The 17,829-nt window shown below is 59.0% G+C and carries 17 protein-coding genes; 7 read left to right on the top strand and 10 right to left on the bottom strand.

Annotated elements, in window-relative coordinates; all coding sequences use genetic code 11:
• Positions 1-1,681 (bottom strand): carbon starvation CstA family protein (locus AC1DIG_RS19335; protein WP_477768586.1); only part of this gene is annotated, 1,681 nt, incomplete at its 3' end.
• Between the two features lie 158 nt (positions 1,682-1,839).
• Between AC1DIG_RS19335 and AC1DIG_RS19330 the strand changes: the two genes are divergently transcribed.
• Positions 1,840-2,220: a PilZ domain-containing protein gene (locus AC1DIG_RS19330; protein WP_477768585.1), complete on the top strand. Its 381-nt coding sequence runs from the start codon at positions 1,840-1,842 to the stop codon at positions 2,218-2,220.
• A gap of 34 nt (positions 2,221-2,254) precedes the next feature.
• Here the strand turns inward: AC1DIG_RS19330 and radA are convergent, their stop codons facing one another.
• From radA to katB, 3 genes are all read right to left on the bottom strand, one after another.
• Positions 2,255-3,622 carry a DNA repair protein RadA gene (radA, locus tag AC1DIG_RS19325; RefSeq protein WP_019691594.1) on the bottom strand — a complete coding sequence of 456 codons (1,368 nt, stop codon included), beginning with the start codon at positions 3,620-3,622 and terminating at the stop codon, positions 2,255-2,257.
• 45 nt (positions 3,623-3,667) lie between these two features.
• Positions 3,668-4,222, bottom strand: coding sequence for an ankyrin repeat domain-containing protein (locus tag AC1DIG_RS19320; protein ID WP_477768584.1), 555 nt, complete (start codon positions 4,220-4,222; stop codon positions 3,668-3,670).
• A 63-nt stretch (positions 4,223-4,285) separates the two neighbouring features.
• Positions 4,286-5,827 carry a catalase KatB gene (gene katB, locus AC1DIG_RS19315; protein ID WP_477768583.1) on the bottom strand — a complete coding sequence of 514 codons (1,542 nt, stop codon included), beginning with the start codon at positions 5,825-5,827 and terminating at the stop codon, positions 4,286-4,288.
• 284 nt (positions 5,828-6,111) lie between these two features.
• Here katB and mscL point away from each other — a divergent pair, with 284 nt between their 5' ends.
• Positions 6,112-6,525, top strand: a complete 414-nt coding sequence (mscL, locus tag AC1DIG_RS19310) for a large-conductance mechanosensitive channel protein MscL (protein ID WP_103320476.1) — start codon at positions 6,112-6,114, stop codon at positions 6,523-6,525.
• 44 nt (positions 6,526-6,569) lie between these two features.
• Here mscL and AC1DIG_RS19305 read toward each other — a convergent pair whose 3' ends face one another.
• Positions 6,570-7,346, bottom strand: a complete 777-nt coding sequence (locus tag AC1DIG_RS19305; protein WP_477768582.1) for a ferredoxin--NADP reductase — start codon at positions 7,344-7,346, stop codon at positions 6,570-6,572.
• Between the two features lie 339 nt (positions 7,347-7,685).
• On the opposite strand from AC1DIG_RS19305, the gene AC1DIG_RS19300 reads away from it, so the two are divergent.
• Positions 7,686-8,402: an autoinducer binding domain-containing protein gene (locus tag AC1DIG_RS19300; RefSeq protein WP_477768581.1), complete on the top strand. Its 717-nt coding sequence runs from the start codon at positions 7,686-7,688 to the stop codon at positions 8,400-8,402.
• A gap of 204 nt (positions 8,403-8,606) precedes the next feature.
• Positions 8,607-9,731 carry a methyltransferase gene (locus AC1DIG_RS19295; protein WP_477768580.1) on the top strand — a complete coding sequence of 375 codons (1,125 nt, stop codon included), beginning with the start codon at positions 8,607-8,609 and terminating at the stop codon, positions 9,729-9,731.
• Positions 9,732-9,815: 84 nt separating this feature from the next.
• Here AC1DIG_RS19295 and AC1DIG_RS19290 read toward each other — a convergent pair whose 3' ends face one another.
• From AC1DIG_RS19290 to AC1DIG_RS19280, 3 genes are read right to left on the bottom strand one after another with little or no spacing between them, the layout of a single operon-like run.
• Entirely contained in the window at positions 9,816-9,983 is a 168-nt protein-coding gene (locus tag AC1DIG_RS19290; protein WP_427534066.1) for a DUF2474 domain-containing protein, read from the bottom strand.
• A gap of 57 nt (positions 9,984-10,040) precedes the next feature.
• A complete protein-coding gene (gene cydB, locus AC1DIG_RS19285) occupies positions 10,041-11,048 on the bottom strand; it encodes a cytochrome d ubiquinol oxidase subunit II (protein ID WP_477768579.1) in 1,008 nt (335 codons plus the stop codon).
• A gap of 3 nt (positions 11,049-11,051) precedes the next feature.
• Positions 11,052-12,485: a cytochrome ubiquinol oxidase subunit I gene (locus tag AC1DIG_RS19280; RefSeq protein WP_477768578.1), complete on the bottom strand. Its 1,434-nt coding sequence runs from the start codon at positions 12,483-12,485 to the stop codon at positions 11,052-11,054.
• Positions 12,486-12,883: 398 nt separating this feature from the next.
• Here AC1DIG_RS19280 and AC1DIG_RS19275 point away from each other — a divergent pair, with 398 nt between their 5' ends.
• Complete coding sequence (locus AC1DIG_RS19275) at positions 12,884-14,167, top strand: MFS transporter (RefSeq protein ID WP_477768577.1); 1,284 nt, start codon at positions 12,884-12,886, stop codon at positions 14,165-14,167.
• Here AC1DIG_RS19275 and AC1DIG_RS19270 read toward each other — a convergent pair.
• Together AC1DIG_RS19270 and AC1DIG_RS19265 are read right to left on the bottom strand one after the other, a co-directional pair.
• On the bottom strand, positions 14,133-14,684 hold the full coding sequence (locus AC1DIG_RS19270; RefSeq protein WP_477768576.1) for a DJ-1 family glyoxalase III: 552 nt from the start codon (positions 14,682-14,684) through the stop codon (positions 14,133-14,135). The two genes, AC1DIG_RS19275 and AC1DIG_RS19270, sit on opposite strands and share 35 nt — an antisense overlap.
• A gap of 68 nt (positions 14,685-14,752) precedes the next feature.
• The gene (locus AC1DIG_RS19265) at positions 14,753-15,211 is read right to left on the bottom strand and encodes a DUF4879 domain-containing protein (RefSeq protein WP_477768575.1); all 459 of its coding nucleotides are present in this window, start codon (positions 15,209-15,211) and stop codon (positions 14,753-14,755) included.
• Between the two features lie 215 nt (positions 15,212-15,426).
• Here AC1DIG_RS19265 and AC1DIG_RS19260 point away from each other — a divergent pair, with 215 nt between their 5' ends.
• Together AC1DIG_RS19260 and trmA are read left to right on the top strand one after the other, a co-directional pair.
• Entirely contained in the window at positions 15,427-16,722 is a 1,296-nt protein-coding gene (locus AC1DIG_RS19260; protein WP_019691579.1) for an NCS2 family permease, read from the top strand.
• Positions 16,719-17,798, top strand: a complete 1,080-nt coding sequence (trmA, locus tag AC1DIG_RS19255; RefSeq protein WP_477768574.1) for a tRNA (uridine(54)-C5)-methyltransferase TrmA — start codon at positions 16,719-16,721, stop codon at positions 17,796-17,798. The genes AC1DIG_RS19260 and trmA overlap by 4 nt, the downstream gene beginning before the upstream one ends.
• Positions 17,799-17,829: the final 31 nt, after the last annotated feature.

Genomic DNA, 17,829 nt, shown 5'->3' with positions numbered 1-17,829 from the left:
GCGCGATACCGGCCAGCATCTGGTTGGAGATACCGAACAGCGGCCACAAGGTGTTGATGCCACCCAGCGGGTCGATCACGCCTTGGTACAGCAGATAACCCCACATTGCCACGCAACCGGCGGTCGCGATCAGGTTGGCGGTCCAGGACTCGGTGCGTTTAAGCGCCGGAACAAAGGAGCCGAGCAAATCCTGCAACATGAAACGTCCGGCACGGGTGCCGGCGTCGACCGCGGTCAGGATAAACAGCGCTTCGAACAGGATCGCGAAGTGGTACCAGAACGCCATGGTGTTTTCACCCGGCAGAACGCTGTGGAGGATCTGCGCGATACCGACCGCCAGGGTCGGCGCACCGCCGGCACGGGCCAGGACGGTGGTTTCACCGATGTCTTTGGCCACCGCTTGCAGGGCTTCCGGGGTGATCGCAAAGCCCCAACTGCTGACGGTTTGCGCGACTTGCATCACTTCACCGCCGACGATCGCCGCCGGGCTGTTCATGGCGAAGTACACACCCGGTTCGATCACCGAAGCGGCCACCATCGCCATGATGGCCACGAAGGACTCCATCAGCATGCCGCCGTAACCGATGTAACGGGCATTGCTTTCGTTATCCAGCAGTTTCGGAGTAGTCCCGGAGGCAATCAGCGCATGGAAACCCGAGACCGCGCCGCAGGCAATGGTGATGAACAGGAACGGGAACAACCCGCCCTTCCACACCGGCCCGGTGCCGTCGATAAACTGGGTCAGCGCCGGCATTTTCAGCTCGGGCATGGTGATCAGGATGCCGATCGCCAGGGCGACAATGGTACCGATCTTGAGGAAGGTCGACAGGTAGTCACGCGGCGCCAGAATCAGCCAGACCGGCAGCACCGCGGCAACGAAACCGTAGCCGATCAACATCCAGGTGATCTGGATCCCGGTGAAGGAGAAGGCCTTGGCCCAGACCGGATCAGCGGCAATCTGCCCACCGAGCCAGATCGAACCGAGCAACAGCAGCACACCGACAATGGAGATTTCACCGATGCGGCCCGGGCGGATGTAGCGCATGTACACGCCCATGAACATCGCGATCGGGATGGTCGCCATCACCGTGAAAATGCCCCACGGGCTTTCGGCCAGGGCCTTGACCACGATCAGCGCCAGCACCGCGAGGATGATGATCATGATCAGGAAGCAGCCAAACAGCGCGATGGTCCCGGGAATCTGCCCCATTTCTTCACGGACCATGTCACCCAGGGAGCGACCGTTGCGGCGGGTCGACATGAACAGGACCATGAAGTCCTGAACGGCACCGGCCAGCACCACACCGGCGATCAGCCAGAGCGTGCCGGGCAAATAGCCCATCTGCGCCGCCAACACTGGACCGACCAGCGGACCAGCACCCGCGATGGCCGCGAAGTGGTGACCGAAGAGGATGTGTTTGTTGGTTGGCACGTAGTCCAGACCGTCATTGTTGACGACAGCGGGAGTGGCTCGCAGTGGATTGAGCTGCATCACATTATTGGCAATGAACAGACTGTAGTAACGGTAAGCGACCAGATAAATGGCGACTGCTGCGACTACGATCCAGAGGGCGTTGATGGCTTCGCCGCGGCGCAGGGCCACAACTCCCAAGGCGCACGCGCCTACGACTGCCAGCACCAGCCAAGGTAAGTGGCGTAGCAGGCTATTATTATTTTTCATTTTTGATTCCAGCCAGAGTGGACAAAAAAGACAGCCACCCCGAGTTTAGCGCTACTGGCGCCAAAGACCATACCCCGACCTAGGTCTAGAGTCGTACCGACAGTGGCAGCCTGTGCAAATGCCAGTCTATAGTCAGCGAACACCCAGAGGATTGCGCCATGAGGGACCACCCCGCCAATCACCGCCGTTTCAAACGTATTGCCTTCGATGCCAAAACCGAGCTCAGCCAAGGCGAGCATCGCTGGCCGGTGAAACTGCTCGACCTGTCACTCAAGGGCCTGCTGATCGAACGTCCCGAGCCCTGGCTTGGGGACGAAGAGAAGATGTTTTCGGTCGACATTCACCTGAGCAGTGACACCGAGATCCGCATGGACGTGCAACTGTCCCACGACAATAACAACCAGTTAGGCTTCGTCTGTCGGTACATCGATCTGGAGTCTGTCAGCAAACTGCGGCGGCTGGTCGAACTCAACATCGGTGATCACGCCGAGCTTGAGCGGGAACTGGGTGCGCTGATCCACATCAGCCCCCCCTCGTAGGAGCTGCCGCAGGCTGCTCCTACGAGGGCCGGGTTTATTCAAATAACGCGTCCAGGGCCTGTTCCAGTCGCGTCACCGCGATGATCCGCAACCCGGCAGGCGCTTCCTTCGGCGCATTGCCCTTGGGCACGATGGCGCGTTTGAAACCATGCTTGGCCGCTTCCTTCAAGCGCTCCTGACCGCTTGGCACCGGCCGTACTTCACCAGACAGGCCAACCTCACCGAACACCAGCAGATCATGGGGCAATGGTCGATTGCGCAGGCTGGACATCACGGCCGCCATCAACGCCAGGTCGGATGCCGTTTCCAGCACCTTGACCCCGCCGACCACGTTGAGGAACACGTCCTGGTCGTGCGTCGGTATACCGCCATGACGGTGCAACACTGCCAACAGCATGGCCAGGCGATTCTGATCCAGACCGAGGGTGACACGGCGTGGGTTGGCCAGGTGACTGTCGTCCACCAGCGCCTGAACCTCCACCAACATCGGTCGCGTGCCTTCCCACGTTGCCATCACTACGCTGCCCGGCACTTCTTCCTGCGCGCGCGTGAGGAAAATCGCCGAAGGGTTGGAGACTTCCTTCAGGCCCTTGTCGGTCATACCGAACACGCCCAACTCGTTGACCGCACCGAAGCGGTTTTTTACCGCCCGCAACAGACGCAAGCGTCCATCCGACTCGCCTTCGAAATACAGCACGGTGTCGACCATGTGCTCCAGCACTCGGGGCCCCGCCAATGCGCCTTCTTTGGTCACGTGGCCGACGAGGAAAATCGCCGTGCCGCTTTGTTTCGCGTAACGCACCAGCAATGCCGCGCTTTCGCGAACCTGAGAGACGCCGCCCGGTGCCGATTGCAGTTGCTCGGTGAAAATCGTCTGGATCGAGTCGATCACCATGACCTTGGGTTTTTCCACCCGAGCCGTGGCAATGATGGTTTCGATGCAGGTTTCGGTCATGACCCGCAGTTGATCTTGCGGCAAGCCCAGACGTCGGGCACGCATGGCCACTTGCTGCTGGGACTCTTCGCCCGTGACATAGAGCGCCGGCATCCGGGTCGCGAGGTTGCACAGGGTTTGCAGAAGGATCGTCGACTTGCCGATCCCCGGATCACCGCCGATCAACACCACCGAGCCGTCGACCAGGCCGCCACCGAGGACCCGATCCAGCTCACCGGACGCGGTGGAGAAGCGTGGAATTTCTTCGACACTGACTTCGGCCAGCGTCTTGATCTGCGCCTGCTGCCCGGCCCAGCCGGTACGACCGCTGGGGGCGGCAGCACCGCCACTTTCCACCAGGGTTTCAGTCAGGGTGTTCCAGGCCCCGCATTCGCCGCATTGGCCGGCCCACTTGGGGAAGGTCGAGCCGCACTCGGTGCAGCCGTACATGCGCTTTGCCTTGGCCATCTGAACTCCCGGAAAAAACCGCGATGATAGCTCAGCTGAACGCGATCAGCGCGGCGCCGGGGTACGGATTTCGCCCGCGGCCAGACGCGCGGCGCTGTTACCCAGCGGATCCTCGGCATTCAGGTCGGCACCCTTGGCAGCCAAGGCGTCGAGCAACTCGACCCGTTTGAACAGGCCCGCGTACATCGCCGCTGTCTGGCCTGCGCCATTACGTTGCTCCGGGCTGCAATCGGTCGCCAACAGTCGCCGGGCGATGTGCACTTCGCCCTTGAAGATCGCCCCCATCAACGCCGTATTGCCACGCAGGTCCTGGGCACAGGCATTGGCCCCGGCACCGAGCAAGCGCTCTACCGCCGCAGACTGACCGTGGTAAGCCGCCAGGATCAACGCGGTGTAGCCCTTGCTGTCGCGAGTCTCGAGGGAATAGCCCGCCTCGATGAACGTCTCGAGCATCGGCACATCGCCGCGACGAGCGGCGTCAAAGTAGTAATCCTGCAATTGCGCCTTGAGCGCTGCCGGATCCTTGGTCAGGTCGGCACCCGGCTCTGCATGAACGCTGCACGCCAGGCTGGCCAGAAAAAGGCAAAGATACATTCGCATGGCACAGCTCCTGGGTTCTCGCACGGCACTGAGTCGTGCGAGAACCGGTTGAGGCAATGACGATCAGTCGACCAGTTTGTCCGCGAGCGCCTTGACGCGACTCAGATCCCCCTTGGCGACCTTGGTCACGCCGGTGCCGTATTCCGGGTCAGCCTTATAGAGGAAGGACAGGATGATGTGCTTGCTTTCGTCATCCGTGGTGGCCAGCGAGCCACCAAAGCTTTCGATCAGGTCGCTGCGCTCCTTCTTGCTGAACGAACGATACAGATCGCCGGCCTGCTTGAAGTTTTGCTCGCGCTGGATCTTCGCCTGCTGGGTCGTACCCGACAGCGCCGACTGGCTGTAGCGTGCCGCTTGAGGTTCCTCAAGTGACGCCAGGCGACTCGGCTGATAGTTCACACCGCCGCTGCTGCTACCGGTGTTCATCGCTCCGTCCTGATTACCGTTGTTCACCGTTACTTTTGGCGCATTGATTGGTAACTGCAACGCATTGGCGCCCAGGCGATACAGTTGCGTATCGGCATAAGAAAACACTCGACCTTGCAACAAACGATCTTCCGAAGGTTCAATTCCCGGCACTAGATTGGCCGGCGCCATGGCAACTTGTTCGGTTTCCTGAAAGACATTCGCAGGATTACGATTAAGCACCATTTGTCCAACTTTTCGCTCAGGGATACCCGGCCAGATCTTGGTAGCGTCCAATGGATCGAAGTCAAACTTGTACAGATCTTGCGGTTTTAGAACCTGAATGTACAAGTCCCACTTTGGAAAGTCGCCCTTATTAATATGAGCCACCAAGTCATTGGTCATATGACTGTAGTCTTGACCCTGAACCTTGGTAACGGCTTGTGGGTCGAGGTTATTAATCCCCTGCAAACTCTTCCAATGAAACTTCACATAGCTGACTTCGCCTTTGGCATTGACCAATTTATAGGCGTGAACGCCATTACCGTCCATTTCCCGGTAACTCGCCGGCGTACCGGAGTTGGAATACAACTCGGTCAACGTCCGAGTAGCTTCCGGAACATGGGAAAAGAAATCGAACCGGCGTGAGTCATCATCCAGGTTGGTGCGCGGGTCTGGTTTGAAGGCGTGGACCATGTCCGGGAATTTGATTGCATCGCGAATGAAAAAGGTCGGGAAGTTATTGCCGACCAGGTCCCAGTTGCCGTCTGCGGTGTAGAACTTGGTGGCAAAGCCTCGCGGATCGCGCAGGGTTTCCGGGGAATGGTTGCCGTGTACCACCGCTGAAAAACGCACGAACACTGGCGTCGTCTGGCCAGCGGCAAAGACTTTGGCCTTGGTCAGGTCACTGAGATCATCGGTTACCGTGAAACTGCCATGGGCACCCGTACCGCGGGCATGTACGACCCGCTCCGGGATGCGCTCGCGGTCAAAGCGCTGGAGTTTCTGGATCAGTTGCACGTCCTGCAACAGCACCGGGCCAGTGGCCCCCGCAGTCTGCGAGTTCTGGTTGTCGCCCACGGCAGCGCCGTTATCGCGTGTCAGGGTCGCCGCGTGAACGGAGAAGGACAGCAGGCTGGCGGTCAATACGCCGAATACACGGCGATGGGAAAAAGCCCCTCGGCTGATGGCGGTGGTCATGTCGAACTCCTCTGGTTTTGTGTAGCGCATCCAGGTGCGCTGAACAGAGGCTAGTGACCAGATAGTCAAAACATAAATAGAAAGAACGCAATGCGTCGATTGAGAGTTTTTTCTGGTCTATCAGTGAGTTGGCGCGTATTCACGCGCGATTGATGGCACTTTGTAAACTATTTGCCAGTAAGCGGGTCGATAGCAGCGAGCACTGTAAGTAGTTGTGTCGAGCAAGACCCGACTTGCTGATTTACACTGCGTTCACCAACCTCATCTGTAACAAGGAATAACCTATGGGCGTGCTCAGTGAGTTCAAGGCCTTCGCGGTCAAAGGTAATGTGGTCGACATGGCCGTCGGTATTATCATCGGCGCCGCGTTCGGCAAGATTGTTTCGTCGTTTGTCGGTGACGTCGTCATGCCGCCAATCGGCCTGTTGATCGGTGGGGTGGACTTCGCGGACCTGGCGGTCACGCTGAAAGCGGGTCAGGGCACTGTCCCGGCCGTGGTGCTGGCCTACGGTAAATTCATCCAGAGCATTATCGACTTCCTGATCGTTGCGTTCGCAATCTTCATGGGTGTGAAAGCCATCAACCGCCTGAAGCGTGAAGAAGCTGTGGCGCCAAGCCTGCCGCCGGTTCCGACCAAGGAAGAAGAGCTGTTGAGCGAGATTCGCGACCTGCTCAAAGCGCAAAACAACAAGCCCTGAAGGCTGCGTTGCGAAATAAACGGCGCCTGATGGCGTCGTTTTCATTACCAGTAATTTTCCACAGCCACCTGAGCAGGCCGCCGAGTCAGACTCAGTTGCATGTCACGCGCTTTCAGCAAGTTGCGCGTGTCATCGATCATCTGCGGGTTTCCGCAGAGCATTACCCGCGAATGTTCGGCTGTCATCGTGACACCCGCCACCCGCTCCAACTCGCCAGTTTTGATCAACTGAGTGATTCGCCCGCTCAACGCTTGCGGATGCGGCTCACGGGTAACCGTGGCGATAAATTGCAGTTTATGGGCGTGCTCCGCCAAATACTCACGCTCTTCCAATTCAGCAATCAGCGCCTGATAAGCCAGCTCCCGCGCTTCACGCACGCTATACACCAGAATGATTCGCTCGAATTTCTCCCAGACCTCGAAGTCCTGCAGGATCGACAGAAACGGCGCAATACCCGTCCCTGTGGACAATAACCAGAGATCACGCCCATCGACGAAGCGATCAAGGGTCAGGAAACCAAAGGCCTGACGGTCGACCATCAGGGTATCGCCCACCTTCAGACGACTCAGCTCGCTGGTAAATTCACCGCCAGGAACGACGATGGAAAAGAACTCAAGAAATTCGTCATGGGGTGAAGAGACCATGGAATAGGCACGCCATACCGTACTGCCGTCAGTCTTGGTAACCCCTAAACGAGCAAATTGCCCGGCCCGAAAACGAAAGCCCGGATCTCGCGTGGTACGCAGCGTGAACAGGCTGGGGGTCAATGGCTGGACATCGAGCAGGGTTTGGCGGGTGAACTTCTCTGCGCTGGCGGTCATGGGGCGCTCCATGGGTCTGGTCGCTCCAGTGTCCCGCAAAGCCGGACGAAGAAACACCGCCGATTTGTAGTGGTATTGATGAACAGGCTAATTGTTAGCCAAAGGGTTAAAGATCGGGTTCGCAACTGGAAGATGAAAATAAATTTAATATTCTACAAATGACGGACAAAATCTTATGTTCTGTATAAGTACTGTTTCTCTAAGAACCAGTTATTCATTTGAATGCCCCCATCAAGAGCAAAAGATTCACTTCACACACGTACGATTTATCCTACACTCGTGACGTGAAATTTTGGATCCAATCCACAACTACAAAGTGAAATACAGGGAGCGGTTTCTATGGATACTTGGAAGGAGACCCAGCTAAAACTGTTGATTCACGAGCCAAACATTGAAAATGCCTACAAAATAGCACTCGGTTTCTTTAATAATCTTGGCTACGAATATTGTGCATTCTCAATGTTTTCTCATGCACCAACCCACTGTTTTAACACGATAAACCTTAATAATTATTCACAGGCCTGGAACACCCGTTATGAGCAAAACAAGTACTGTGCGATAGACCCGACAGTAGCCCATTGCAATCACTCAATGCTGCCCATTCTCTGGGACAGCGAGACCTTCACCAACGTCCCCGATCTGCGGCGTGCACTTGCATGTCAAGGTATGCAATACGGTTGGGCGCTGCCGGTACATGACCTGAACAAGCACTACAGCGGCATGCTCAGCGTCGCCCGAAGCCATTGCCGTATTACCGCGTATGAACTCTATGAAAACCTCGGTTATGCGACGGTCATCAGCCATAAGCTGCATGTTCTCGCGATGCAAACGCAGGCCAGCAAGCAGCCGGATGGCTTGGGCGCGCCTCATTTATCATCACGAGAAACTGAGGTGCTGAGCTGGACCGCGAAAGGCAAGACCGCAACGGAAATTGGGATCATCCTCAATCTGAGCTCGCGCACGGTGATTTTTCACTTGAAAAATGCGATCCACAAACTGGGCGTCACCAACAGGATTTCTGCCGTGGTGCAAGCAACGAAGTGCCATCTGATCTGAGCCCACGCCAGCACCACCGCTTGTCAGTGCTGACCACGGCGGTAAAACCCGCGAGTAATCCGACGGAAAAAAACGTACCATTTACGCCCCTTCTGAGTGATGACGCGAACGACACCGCGACGCAGTCCACTCAGGCGGTCCCGTCCAGCATTGAATACGTGCAAAACCGCGGGACACCCGTTGATTACCCAGAGTCCCCGCCCCATGCCCCTGCTCGAAAGCCCCTTCGCCCAACTTGACCTGATCCGCCAGCCCGAACAGCAGAACGAACCGCTGCAAGCGTTCGATGCAGCCGACGAGTACCTGCTCAATCATCTGGCCGAACAGCAGCCCGACACCGATGTCCGGGTGCTGGTGCTCAATGACAGCTTTGGTGCATTGGCAGCGAGCCTTGTCGGCAAAGTTCAGGTCACCAGTAGCGGTGATTCGTTTCTCGCAGCCCAGGCATTGGAAAAGAACCTGGTACGCAATGGCCTTCCCTTTGATGTCGTGTCAGTGCTACCGGCTAGCGCGCCACTGGTCGGTCCGTTCGATCGGGTACTGATCCGCGTCCCCAAAACCCTGGCGTTGCTGGAAGAGCAATTGATCCGCCTGCAAACGCAACTGGCACCCGGCGCGCAAGTGGTTGCTGCCGGGATGGTCAAACACCTGCCGCGGGCAGCAGGTGACCTGCTGGAGCGCTACATCGGCCCGGTGCAAGCGTCGCTTGCAGTCAAGAAAGCCCGCTTGCTGATTGCCACACCCGACGCCAGACAACCCGCGCAGTCGCCCTACCCGACACGCTATAAGCTCGATGAGCCAGCGATCGAGTTGCTCAACCACGCCAACGTATTCTGTCGCGAAGGCCTGGATATCGGCACCCGGGCATTTCTCCCTCACCTGCCGAAAAACCTGGGCAACGCGCGGGTCGCCGACCTGGGCTGCGGTAACGGTGTGTTGGCCATCGCCAGCGCCCTGCAAAACCCTCAAGCCCATTACACGCTGGTGGACGAATCGTTCATGGCCGTGCAATCCGCTGCCGAAAACTGGCAGGCCGCCCTCGGTGAACGCGACGTCATCGTGCGCGCGGGCGATGGTCTGGCCGGGCAGGAGCCGCAGTCGCTGGACGTGGTGCTATGCAATCCGCCTTTCCATCAGCAACAAGTGGTCGGTGACTTCCTCGCCTGGCGAATGTTTCAGCAAGCTCGCGAAGCGCTGGTGGTGGGCGGCGCACTGTACATCGTCGGCAACCGTCATCTGGGCTATCACAGCAAACTGGCGCGCCTGTTCCGCGGTGTCGAGCAGGTCGCGGCAACGCCGAAGTTCGTGATCCTCAAGGCCCGTAAATAACCGCCGGCGCCCAGGCAAAAAAAACCCTCCAGCGGAGGGTTATAAATCCATGCCGCAAGGCACGGGATGGGATGTTCGGGTCGATCAGTGAGTGGTCAGGCCTGCAGCATTCATGAACATACGCATCAGGCTGGCCACGACAAACAGCGCCAGTACGCTGCCGGTCCAGATCATTACCAGCCAGCCAAGCCGCTGCCAGAGCGGCTTCTTTTCAGCCTGTTCGATTTCCTGCAAAGAGTGTTTACCAGCCATTGTCGAATGCTCCTGTAAGGCAGCTCAGGCACCTGGCCCGAGCCGCAGTCACGCAGACTAGTGATAACCGTCGTCATGGGTCACCTTGCCGCGGAACACGTAGTAGCTCCAGAAGGTGTAGCCCAGAATGAACGGGATGATGAACAGGGTGCCGACCAGCATGAAGCCCTGGCTTTGCGGCGGTGCAGCGGCGTCCCAGATCGAGATCGACGGCGGCACGATGTTCGGCCACAGGCTGATCCCCAGACCGCTGTAACCGAGGAAGATCAGCACCAGGGTCAACAGGAACGGCGTGTAGTGAGCGTTACGGGCCACAGCGCGCAGTAAACCGTACATCGTCACCAACACCAGGATTGGCACCGGCAGGAACCAGAACAGGTTCGGCAAGGTGAACCAGCGCGCGGCGATCTCGGCATGCGCCAGCGGGGTCCAGATGCTGACGATACCGGTCACCGCCAACACCACGAACGCCAACGGTCGCGCCAGGTTGTGCATCTGCTCCTGCAACTTGCCTTCGGTTTTCATGATCAGCCAGGTGCAGCCGAGCAGCGCATAAGCAACGATCAGCGCCACGCCACAGAACAGCGAGAACGGAGTCAGCCAGTCCAGCGTGCCGCCCGCGAACTGCCGATTGACCACCGGGATGCCGTCGATAAACGCCCCCAGCGCCACGCCCTGAAAGAACGTCGCCGTCAGCGAGCCGCCAATGAAGCACTTGTCCCAGATGTGTCGCTTGTCGTCCTTGGCCTTGAAGCGAAACTCGAAGGCCACACCGCGGAAGATCAAGCCGATCAGCATCAGGATCAGCGGTAGGTACAACGCCGACAGCACCACCGAATACGCCAGCGGGAAGGCGCCGAATAACGCCGCGCCGCCCAATACCAGCCAGGTTTCGTTACCGTCCCAGACCGGCGCGACGGTGTTCATCATCACATCGCGGTCACGGTCGCCCTTGATGAAGGGAAAGAGAATGCCGATTCCCAGGTCAAAACCGTCCATGACCACGTACATCATGATGCCGAAGATGATGATCACGGCCCAGATCAGCGGAAGATCAATACCCATGACTCAATTCCCCTTGTTCAGGCTGTGGCTGTGATCACCGTTGTCGTCGGCAGCGGAAAGCGGACGGGCCGGCGTACGTTGCTGACCAGGGCCGCCGTGGCTCTGCTCGGCACCTTCGTTGATTTTCGGACCTTTGCGCACCAGGCGCATCATGTAGCCCAGACCGACACCGAACAGCGAGAAATACACCACGACGAACAGCGCCAGGGTAATGCTCATTTGCAAGAAACTGTGCATGGATGAAGCGTCGGCAGTGCGCATCAACCCGTACACCACCCACGGCTGACGACCGATTTCAGTGGTGAACCAACCGGCAAGGATCGCGATCAGGCCCGATGGCCCCATCCACAGCGCCAGGTAGAGGAAGGCACGGTTCGAATACAGCCTGCCACGCTTGCGCAGCCACAGGCTCCACAGGCCGGTGAAGATCATCAGGAATCCGAGCCCGACCATGACCCGGAACGACCAGAACACAATGGTCGAATTCGGTCGGTCTGCAGGCGCGAACTCCTTGAGTGCCGGGACCTGTTTGTCCAGCGAGTGAGTCAGGATCAGGCTGCCCAGGTACGGAATCTCTACCGCGAATTTGGTCTTCTCGGCTTTCATGTCCGGCCAGCCGAACAGGATCAGCGGGGTCGGCTCATTGCCGACGTTTTCCCAGTGGCCTTCAATCGCGGCGATTTTTGCCGGCTGATGCTTGAGCGTGTTGAGGCCATGGAAGTCGCCGATCACCGCCTGAATCGGCGCGACGATCAAGGCCATCCACATGGCCATCGACAGCATCGTGCGGATCGCCGGGTTATCACGGCCGCGCAATAGATGCCAGGCGGCCGACGAGCCGACAAAGAATGCTGTTGCAACGAACGCTGCCGTGGCCATGTGCATTAGGCGGTAGGGGAACGACGGGTTGAAAATCACCGCGATCCAATCCACCGGAATCACCTGGCCGTTAACGATTTCGTAGCCCTGCGGGGTTTGCATCCAGCTGTTGGAGGCGAGAATCCAGAACGTCGAGATCAGCGTGCCGATGGCCACCATGACGGTGGCGAAGAAGTGCAGCTTGCGCCCGACCCTGTTCCAGCCGAACAACATGACACCGAGGAAACCGGCTTCGAGGAAGAACGCCGTGAGCACTTCATAGGTCAGCAGCGGCCCGGTGACGGAACCGGCAAAGTCCGAGAAGCGGCTCCAGTTGGTGCCGAACTGATAAGCCATGACCAATCCGGAGACCACCCCCATGCCGAAGTTGACGGCAAATATCTTCGACCAGAAGTGGTAAAGATCACGGTAGGTATCGTTGTGGGTCTTCAGCCACAAGCCTTCGAGCACCGCCAGGTAACTCGCCAGGCCGATGGTGATCGCCGGGAACAGGATGTGAAACGAGATGGTGAACGCGAACTGAATTCGGGCGAGATCAAGTGCCTCCAAACCGAACATAAGTCTTCCTCTGTCTGGTAATACGGCTGCTGGCTGGGAGCCTGCACCCACCGCCCCCACGGTTATGGAGTGTGGCGAATTCAAATTCGTTGTTTTTTTAACAACCATCGCAACGCAGGGAGTCTGGCCATCTGGCCGTCAGAGCAAATCCGCCAAGGGTTTTGATCTGGATCAAGTAACGATGAAAGAGTAGTCCCATTTTCAGCGCCCGACTGTGTGGTCTTTTGCCGCGTGACAGGTTGCCTCACCGCTCTGTCCAGGGCTGCGGAATTCGCTGTGGCGAAGGTAGGACGCGGGCTTCAGGATAGGTGTCTAGCTAACTAAATTTCCCGCACACGCAACTTCAGGTTACAAGTTGGTGATAATCTCGATTTTTCCCCGTTCAGAACTACCCGCCGATGCCGACCCAAGCCCCGCTGTTGTTGCGCCATCACCGCCCGTTCATTGCGTTCTGGCTGGCGCGGGTGTTCACCGCCAGCGGTTTCCAGATGCTTACCGTGGCCATCGGCTGGAACCTCTATCAACTCACCGGCAACGTGCTGGACCTGGGCTTGGTCGGGCTCGTGGAGTTCGCGCCACGGGTGTTGTTCATGCTCCACACCGGGCATGTGGCAGACCGCTATGACCGGCGCAAGGTCGCGGCCATCTGCCAGTCCTTGCAGGCGATGATCGCCCTCGCCCTGGCCATTGGCAGCGCCACTGACCACGTCACCCGCGAAATGATCTTCATCCTCGCGTTCCTGCTCGGCGCCGCCCGTTCATTTGAAATGCCGACCACCCAGGCGCTGCTGCCGACCATCGTCCCCAGTGCACTGTTTCCGCGCGCAGTGGCCGCGTCCCAGTCGGCTCAGCAATCGGCAACCATCGTCGCGCCAGCACTGGGCGGTTTGCTGTATGCCTTCGGCAGCGTCTGGGTGTATGGCCCGACGGTGATTCTGTACCTCATCGCCTGCACCCTGATGCTCAACCTGCCCGCACGGCAAACCCCGCTGAACAAGGGCAAGGCAACCCTGGATTCGTTGCTTGCCGGGATTCGCTTCATTCGCAGCCGCCCGGACATTCTCGGGGCGATCTCACTGGACTTGTTCGCGGTATTACTCGGGGGCGCCACGGCGCTGCTACCGGTGTTTGCCAAGGATATCCTGCTGACCGGCCCCTGGGGGCTGGGCCTGCTGCGCTCGGCGCCAGCGGTCGGGGCGTTGCTGATGTCGTTATGGCTGGCGCGGTTTGCCGTGGAGCGCAACGTCGGACGGGTCATGTTCACCGCCGTCGGGGTATTCGGCGTCGCGACCATCGCCTTCGGCCTGTCGACCTCGTTCTGGTTCTCGCTGGCGGTGCTGGTGGTGCTCGGCGCGGCAGACATGATCAGCATGGTGATCCGCGCGTCCTTCGTGCAACTGGAAACCCCGGACGAAATGCGCGGCCGGGTCAGCGCGGTGAACGGCTTGTTCATCGGTGCCTCGAACCAGTTGGGCGAATTCGAATCCGGACTCACCGCCCACTGGTTCGGCACTGTACCGGCGGTGGTCATGGGCGGAATCGGCACGCTGCTGGTCACCGGAACGTGGGTCAAACTGTTCCCGACCCTGGCCCAACGCGACCGCATGCATGTGCCGGTGGATGAGGCGAAAGCCTCAGCGGTGTCTGCTACACCAGCAACTCCCCCGCCACCGCAGCCCTGACGGCTTTGCCACACAGTCGTTCAACCAGCACCAACGCAAACGCCAGGGCAGCGCTCGAACCTTGAGCGGTGATGCAGTTGCCGTCGATGACCACCGGCTGATCGACGAACGTGCAGCCGAGCAGTTGATGACTGGCCGAAGGCAGGCAGGTCATGCGGCGCTGGCGCAATACCCCAAAGGCTTGCAGCGCCAGCGCCGGTGACTCGGCGATACCGGCAAACATGCGCCCGGCGGCGGATTGATCCTGGACCAGCTGCAGCAAGGGTTGATGAGCTGCCAGGCGCTGAGCGCCGACGGCGCCACCCGGCAAAACGACCAGGTCGAACGGTTGCGCCAACACATCGATCAGCATCGTGTCGGCAGTCAGACGGGTGCCACGGGCGCAGGTGAGCATGCGCCGTGATTCGATGCTCGCCACCACCACTTCGACTTTCGCACGGCGCAACACGTCGATCAGTGTCACGGCTTGCAGGTCGTCGATACCTTCGGCAAGGGTAATCAGGGCTCTAAAGGTCATGGTCTGCGTCCACAGGGTGATCCTTAAAGCGTAGTCAGCTTTGCTGACAGATGTTCGAGCGGTGCTTGCTACTTGATGTACAGCTGCGTCGACATCGTATTGCCCGGTGCATTGATCGAGGTATTGCTGAAGGTGAAAGTGCCTTCCTGCTTACCCGCCAGATCGAAGGTGTATAGGTTGCCGACGATTTTGCTGGCCACGCCGGAGCATTCCGTCAGATTGCCGTTGCCATAGGCGCAGACAGGAGCCCGCACGCCATTGACTTCAAAGCCGTCCAGCGTTGCATTCGGCAGGCGGCCGTAGCCGATCTCCAGCACATAGATCTTGATGCTGGGGCCTGAATGATCGCACTTCGTCTTCTCCTGCCCTGGCGCAATATCTTCAATGCCGCAGGAGGTCGACTGGACCTTGAGCACCTTGACTTCGCTCAGCGGTGGTGCGGACGCTGCCAGTGCGGTGTGCGCACCGAACAACATGGCACCAGACAGGCCAAAAGCCAGAATCATCCTGTTCTTTATAGAAGACATATCCACTCCCAAAACCAGCGCGCAGTATGCCCCACTCCCTCAAACTGCAAAACATCGCCGACGATCAACGCCATTAGGCAGCCATAGCCGCACGCTGCTGGTATGATGCGCGGCTTTTTCCGACCGACAGAAAATACTCAGGCGCTTGGCACGGCCTGTGCTTTGCTGTTGAAGTCGATACATTCACGGCGCCGGGCGCGCCACGGGGAGCAGACATGCTGGAAAGGCTGTTTCAACTCAAGGCACACAACACCAACGTGCGTACCGAGATTCTTGCCGGTATCACGACCTTTTTGGCCATGGCCTACATTCTGTTCGTCAACCCGAGCATCCTCGGCGAGACCGGCATGGACAAGGGCGCGGTGTTTGTCGCGACATGCCTGGCAGCAGCCATTGGCTCGACGGTGATGGGCCTGATCGCCAACTACCCGATCGCGCTGGCGCCGGGCATGGGCCTGAACGCCTTCTTCACCTACACCGTTGTCCTGCACATGGGCCATACCTGGCAAGTGGCGCTGGGCGCAGTGTTCATCTCGGCAGTCATGTTTTTCCTGTTGTCGATCTTTCGCATCCGCGAGTGGATCATCAACAGTATCCCGCTGGCGTTGCGCTCGGCGATTGCCGCCGGTATCGGTCTGTTCCTGGCGCTGATCGCCCTGCATAACGCGGGCATCGTGGTCAGCAACCCGGCGACCATGGTTGGCCTCGGCGACCTGAAACAACCGGCACCGATCCTCGCGACCCTGGGTTTTGCGCTGATCGTCGCCCTCGAAGCCCTGAAAGTGCGCGGTGCAGTGCTGATCGGCATCCTGGCCGTGACCATCGTTTCCATCGCCCTGGGCTTCACACCGTTCGGCGGCGTGATGGCGATGCCGCCTTCGCTGGCACCGACCTTTCTGCAGCTGGACATCAAAGGTGCGCTGGACATCGGCCTGGTCAGCGTGATTTTCGCTTTCCTGTTCGTCGACCTGTTCGATAACTCCGGCACCCTGATCGGCGTCGCCAAGCGCGCCGGCCTGATGGGCAAGGACGGCCACATGCCGAAAATGGGTCGTGCGCTGATCGCCGACAGTACTGCGGCCATGGCCGGTTCCCTGCTGGGTACCTCGACCACCACCAGTTACATCGAGTCGGCAGCAGGCGTCAGTGCCGGCGGCCGTACCGGCCTGACAGCCGTCGTGGTGGCCATTCTGTTCTTGCTGGCGTTGTTCTTCGCACCATTGGCCGCCAGCGTACCGGCCTTCGCCACTGCACCGGCCTTGCTGTTCGTCGCCGTATTGATGACCTCGGGCCTGGCGGAAATAGACTGGGACGACATCACCGTCGCCGCGCCTGTGGTGGTTACCGCGCTGGCCATGCCATTCACTTACTCCATCGCCAACGGTATCGCGTTCGGATTCATTTCCTGGACCGCGATCAAGTTGCTGTCCGGCCGTGGCCGTGAGCTGAACTCGGCGCTGGTGGTTCTGTCGATTCTGTTCGTGATCAAGTTGGGTTGGTTCAACGCATGACTTTCGATTCCCAGGCTTACACCGCTCAGCTCGAAGAAAAGGCCACGCGCTTGCGTGACCTGCTGGCGCCGTTCGATGCACCCGAACCTGCGGTGTTCGACTCGCCGCTTGCGAACTTTCGCCTGCGCGCCGAATTCCGCCTGTGGCGCGAAGCCGGCGAGCGTCACTACGCTATGTTCTCCCAGGAAGACAAACGCACGCCGATCCTGATCGAAGAGTTCCCGATCGCCAGCCAGCGCATCAACCAGTTGATGCCGCAGCTCAAGGCCGCCTGGCAAGCCAGCGCCGCCCTGAGCCACAAGCTGTTTCAGGTGGAGTTCCTGACCACCCTGGCCGGCGATGCGATGATCACCTTGTGTTATCACCGCCCGCTGGACGAGCATTGGTACGCGGCCGCGTCGAAACTGGCCGCCGACCTCAACGTCAGCGTGATCGGTCGCTCCAAGGGCAAACGCGAAGTGATCGGCCATGATTATGTGGTCGAGAAACTTGAAGTCGGTGGTCGTACCTTCAGCTATCGCCAACCGGAAGGCGCGTTCACCCAGCCGAACGGCACGGTGAACCAGAAGATGCTCAACTGGGCTTACGACGCCTTGGGCGATCGTTCCGACGATTTGCTGGAGTTGTATTGCGGTAACGGCAACTTCACCCTGCCACTGGCGACACGCGTGCGCAAAGTGCTGGCCACCGAAATCAGCAAGACTTCGGTGAATGCAGCGCTGAGCAACCTCAGTGAAAACGCTGTGGATAACGTCACCCTGGTGCGTCTGTCTGCCGAAGAGCTGACCGAAGCGCTGAATGAAGTTCGCCCGTTCCGCCGTTTGCACGGCATTGATCTGAAGAGCTACGAGTTCGGTAGCGTGTTCGTCGACCCACCGCGCGCCGGCATGGACCCGGACACGTGCGAGCTGACCCGACGCTTCGAGAACATTCTGTACATCTCGTGCAATCCGGAAACGCTGGCCGCCAACATCGCCCAATTGCACGACACCCACCGCATCACCCGCTGCGCGATGTTCGATCAGTTCCCGTGGACGCACCACATGGAATCCGGGGTCTTGCTGACCCGACGTTGATTGCACACGCTCAATACAAAACAGCCGTCTT

Source organism: Pseudomonas sp. 05N431 (assembly GCF_056397005.1).
This window is presented reverse-complemented; position numbering and strand designations above follow the sequence as displayed.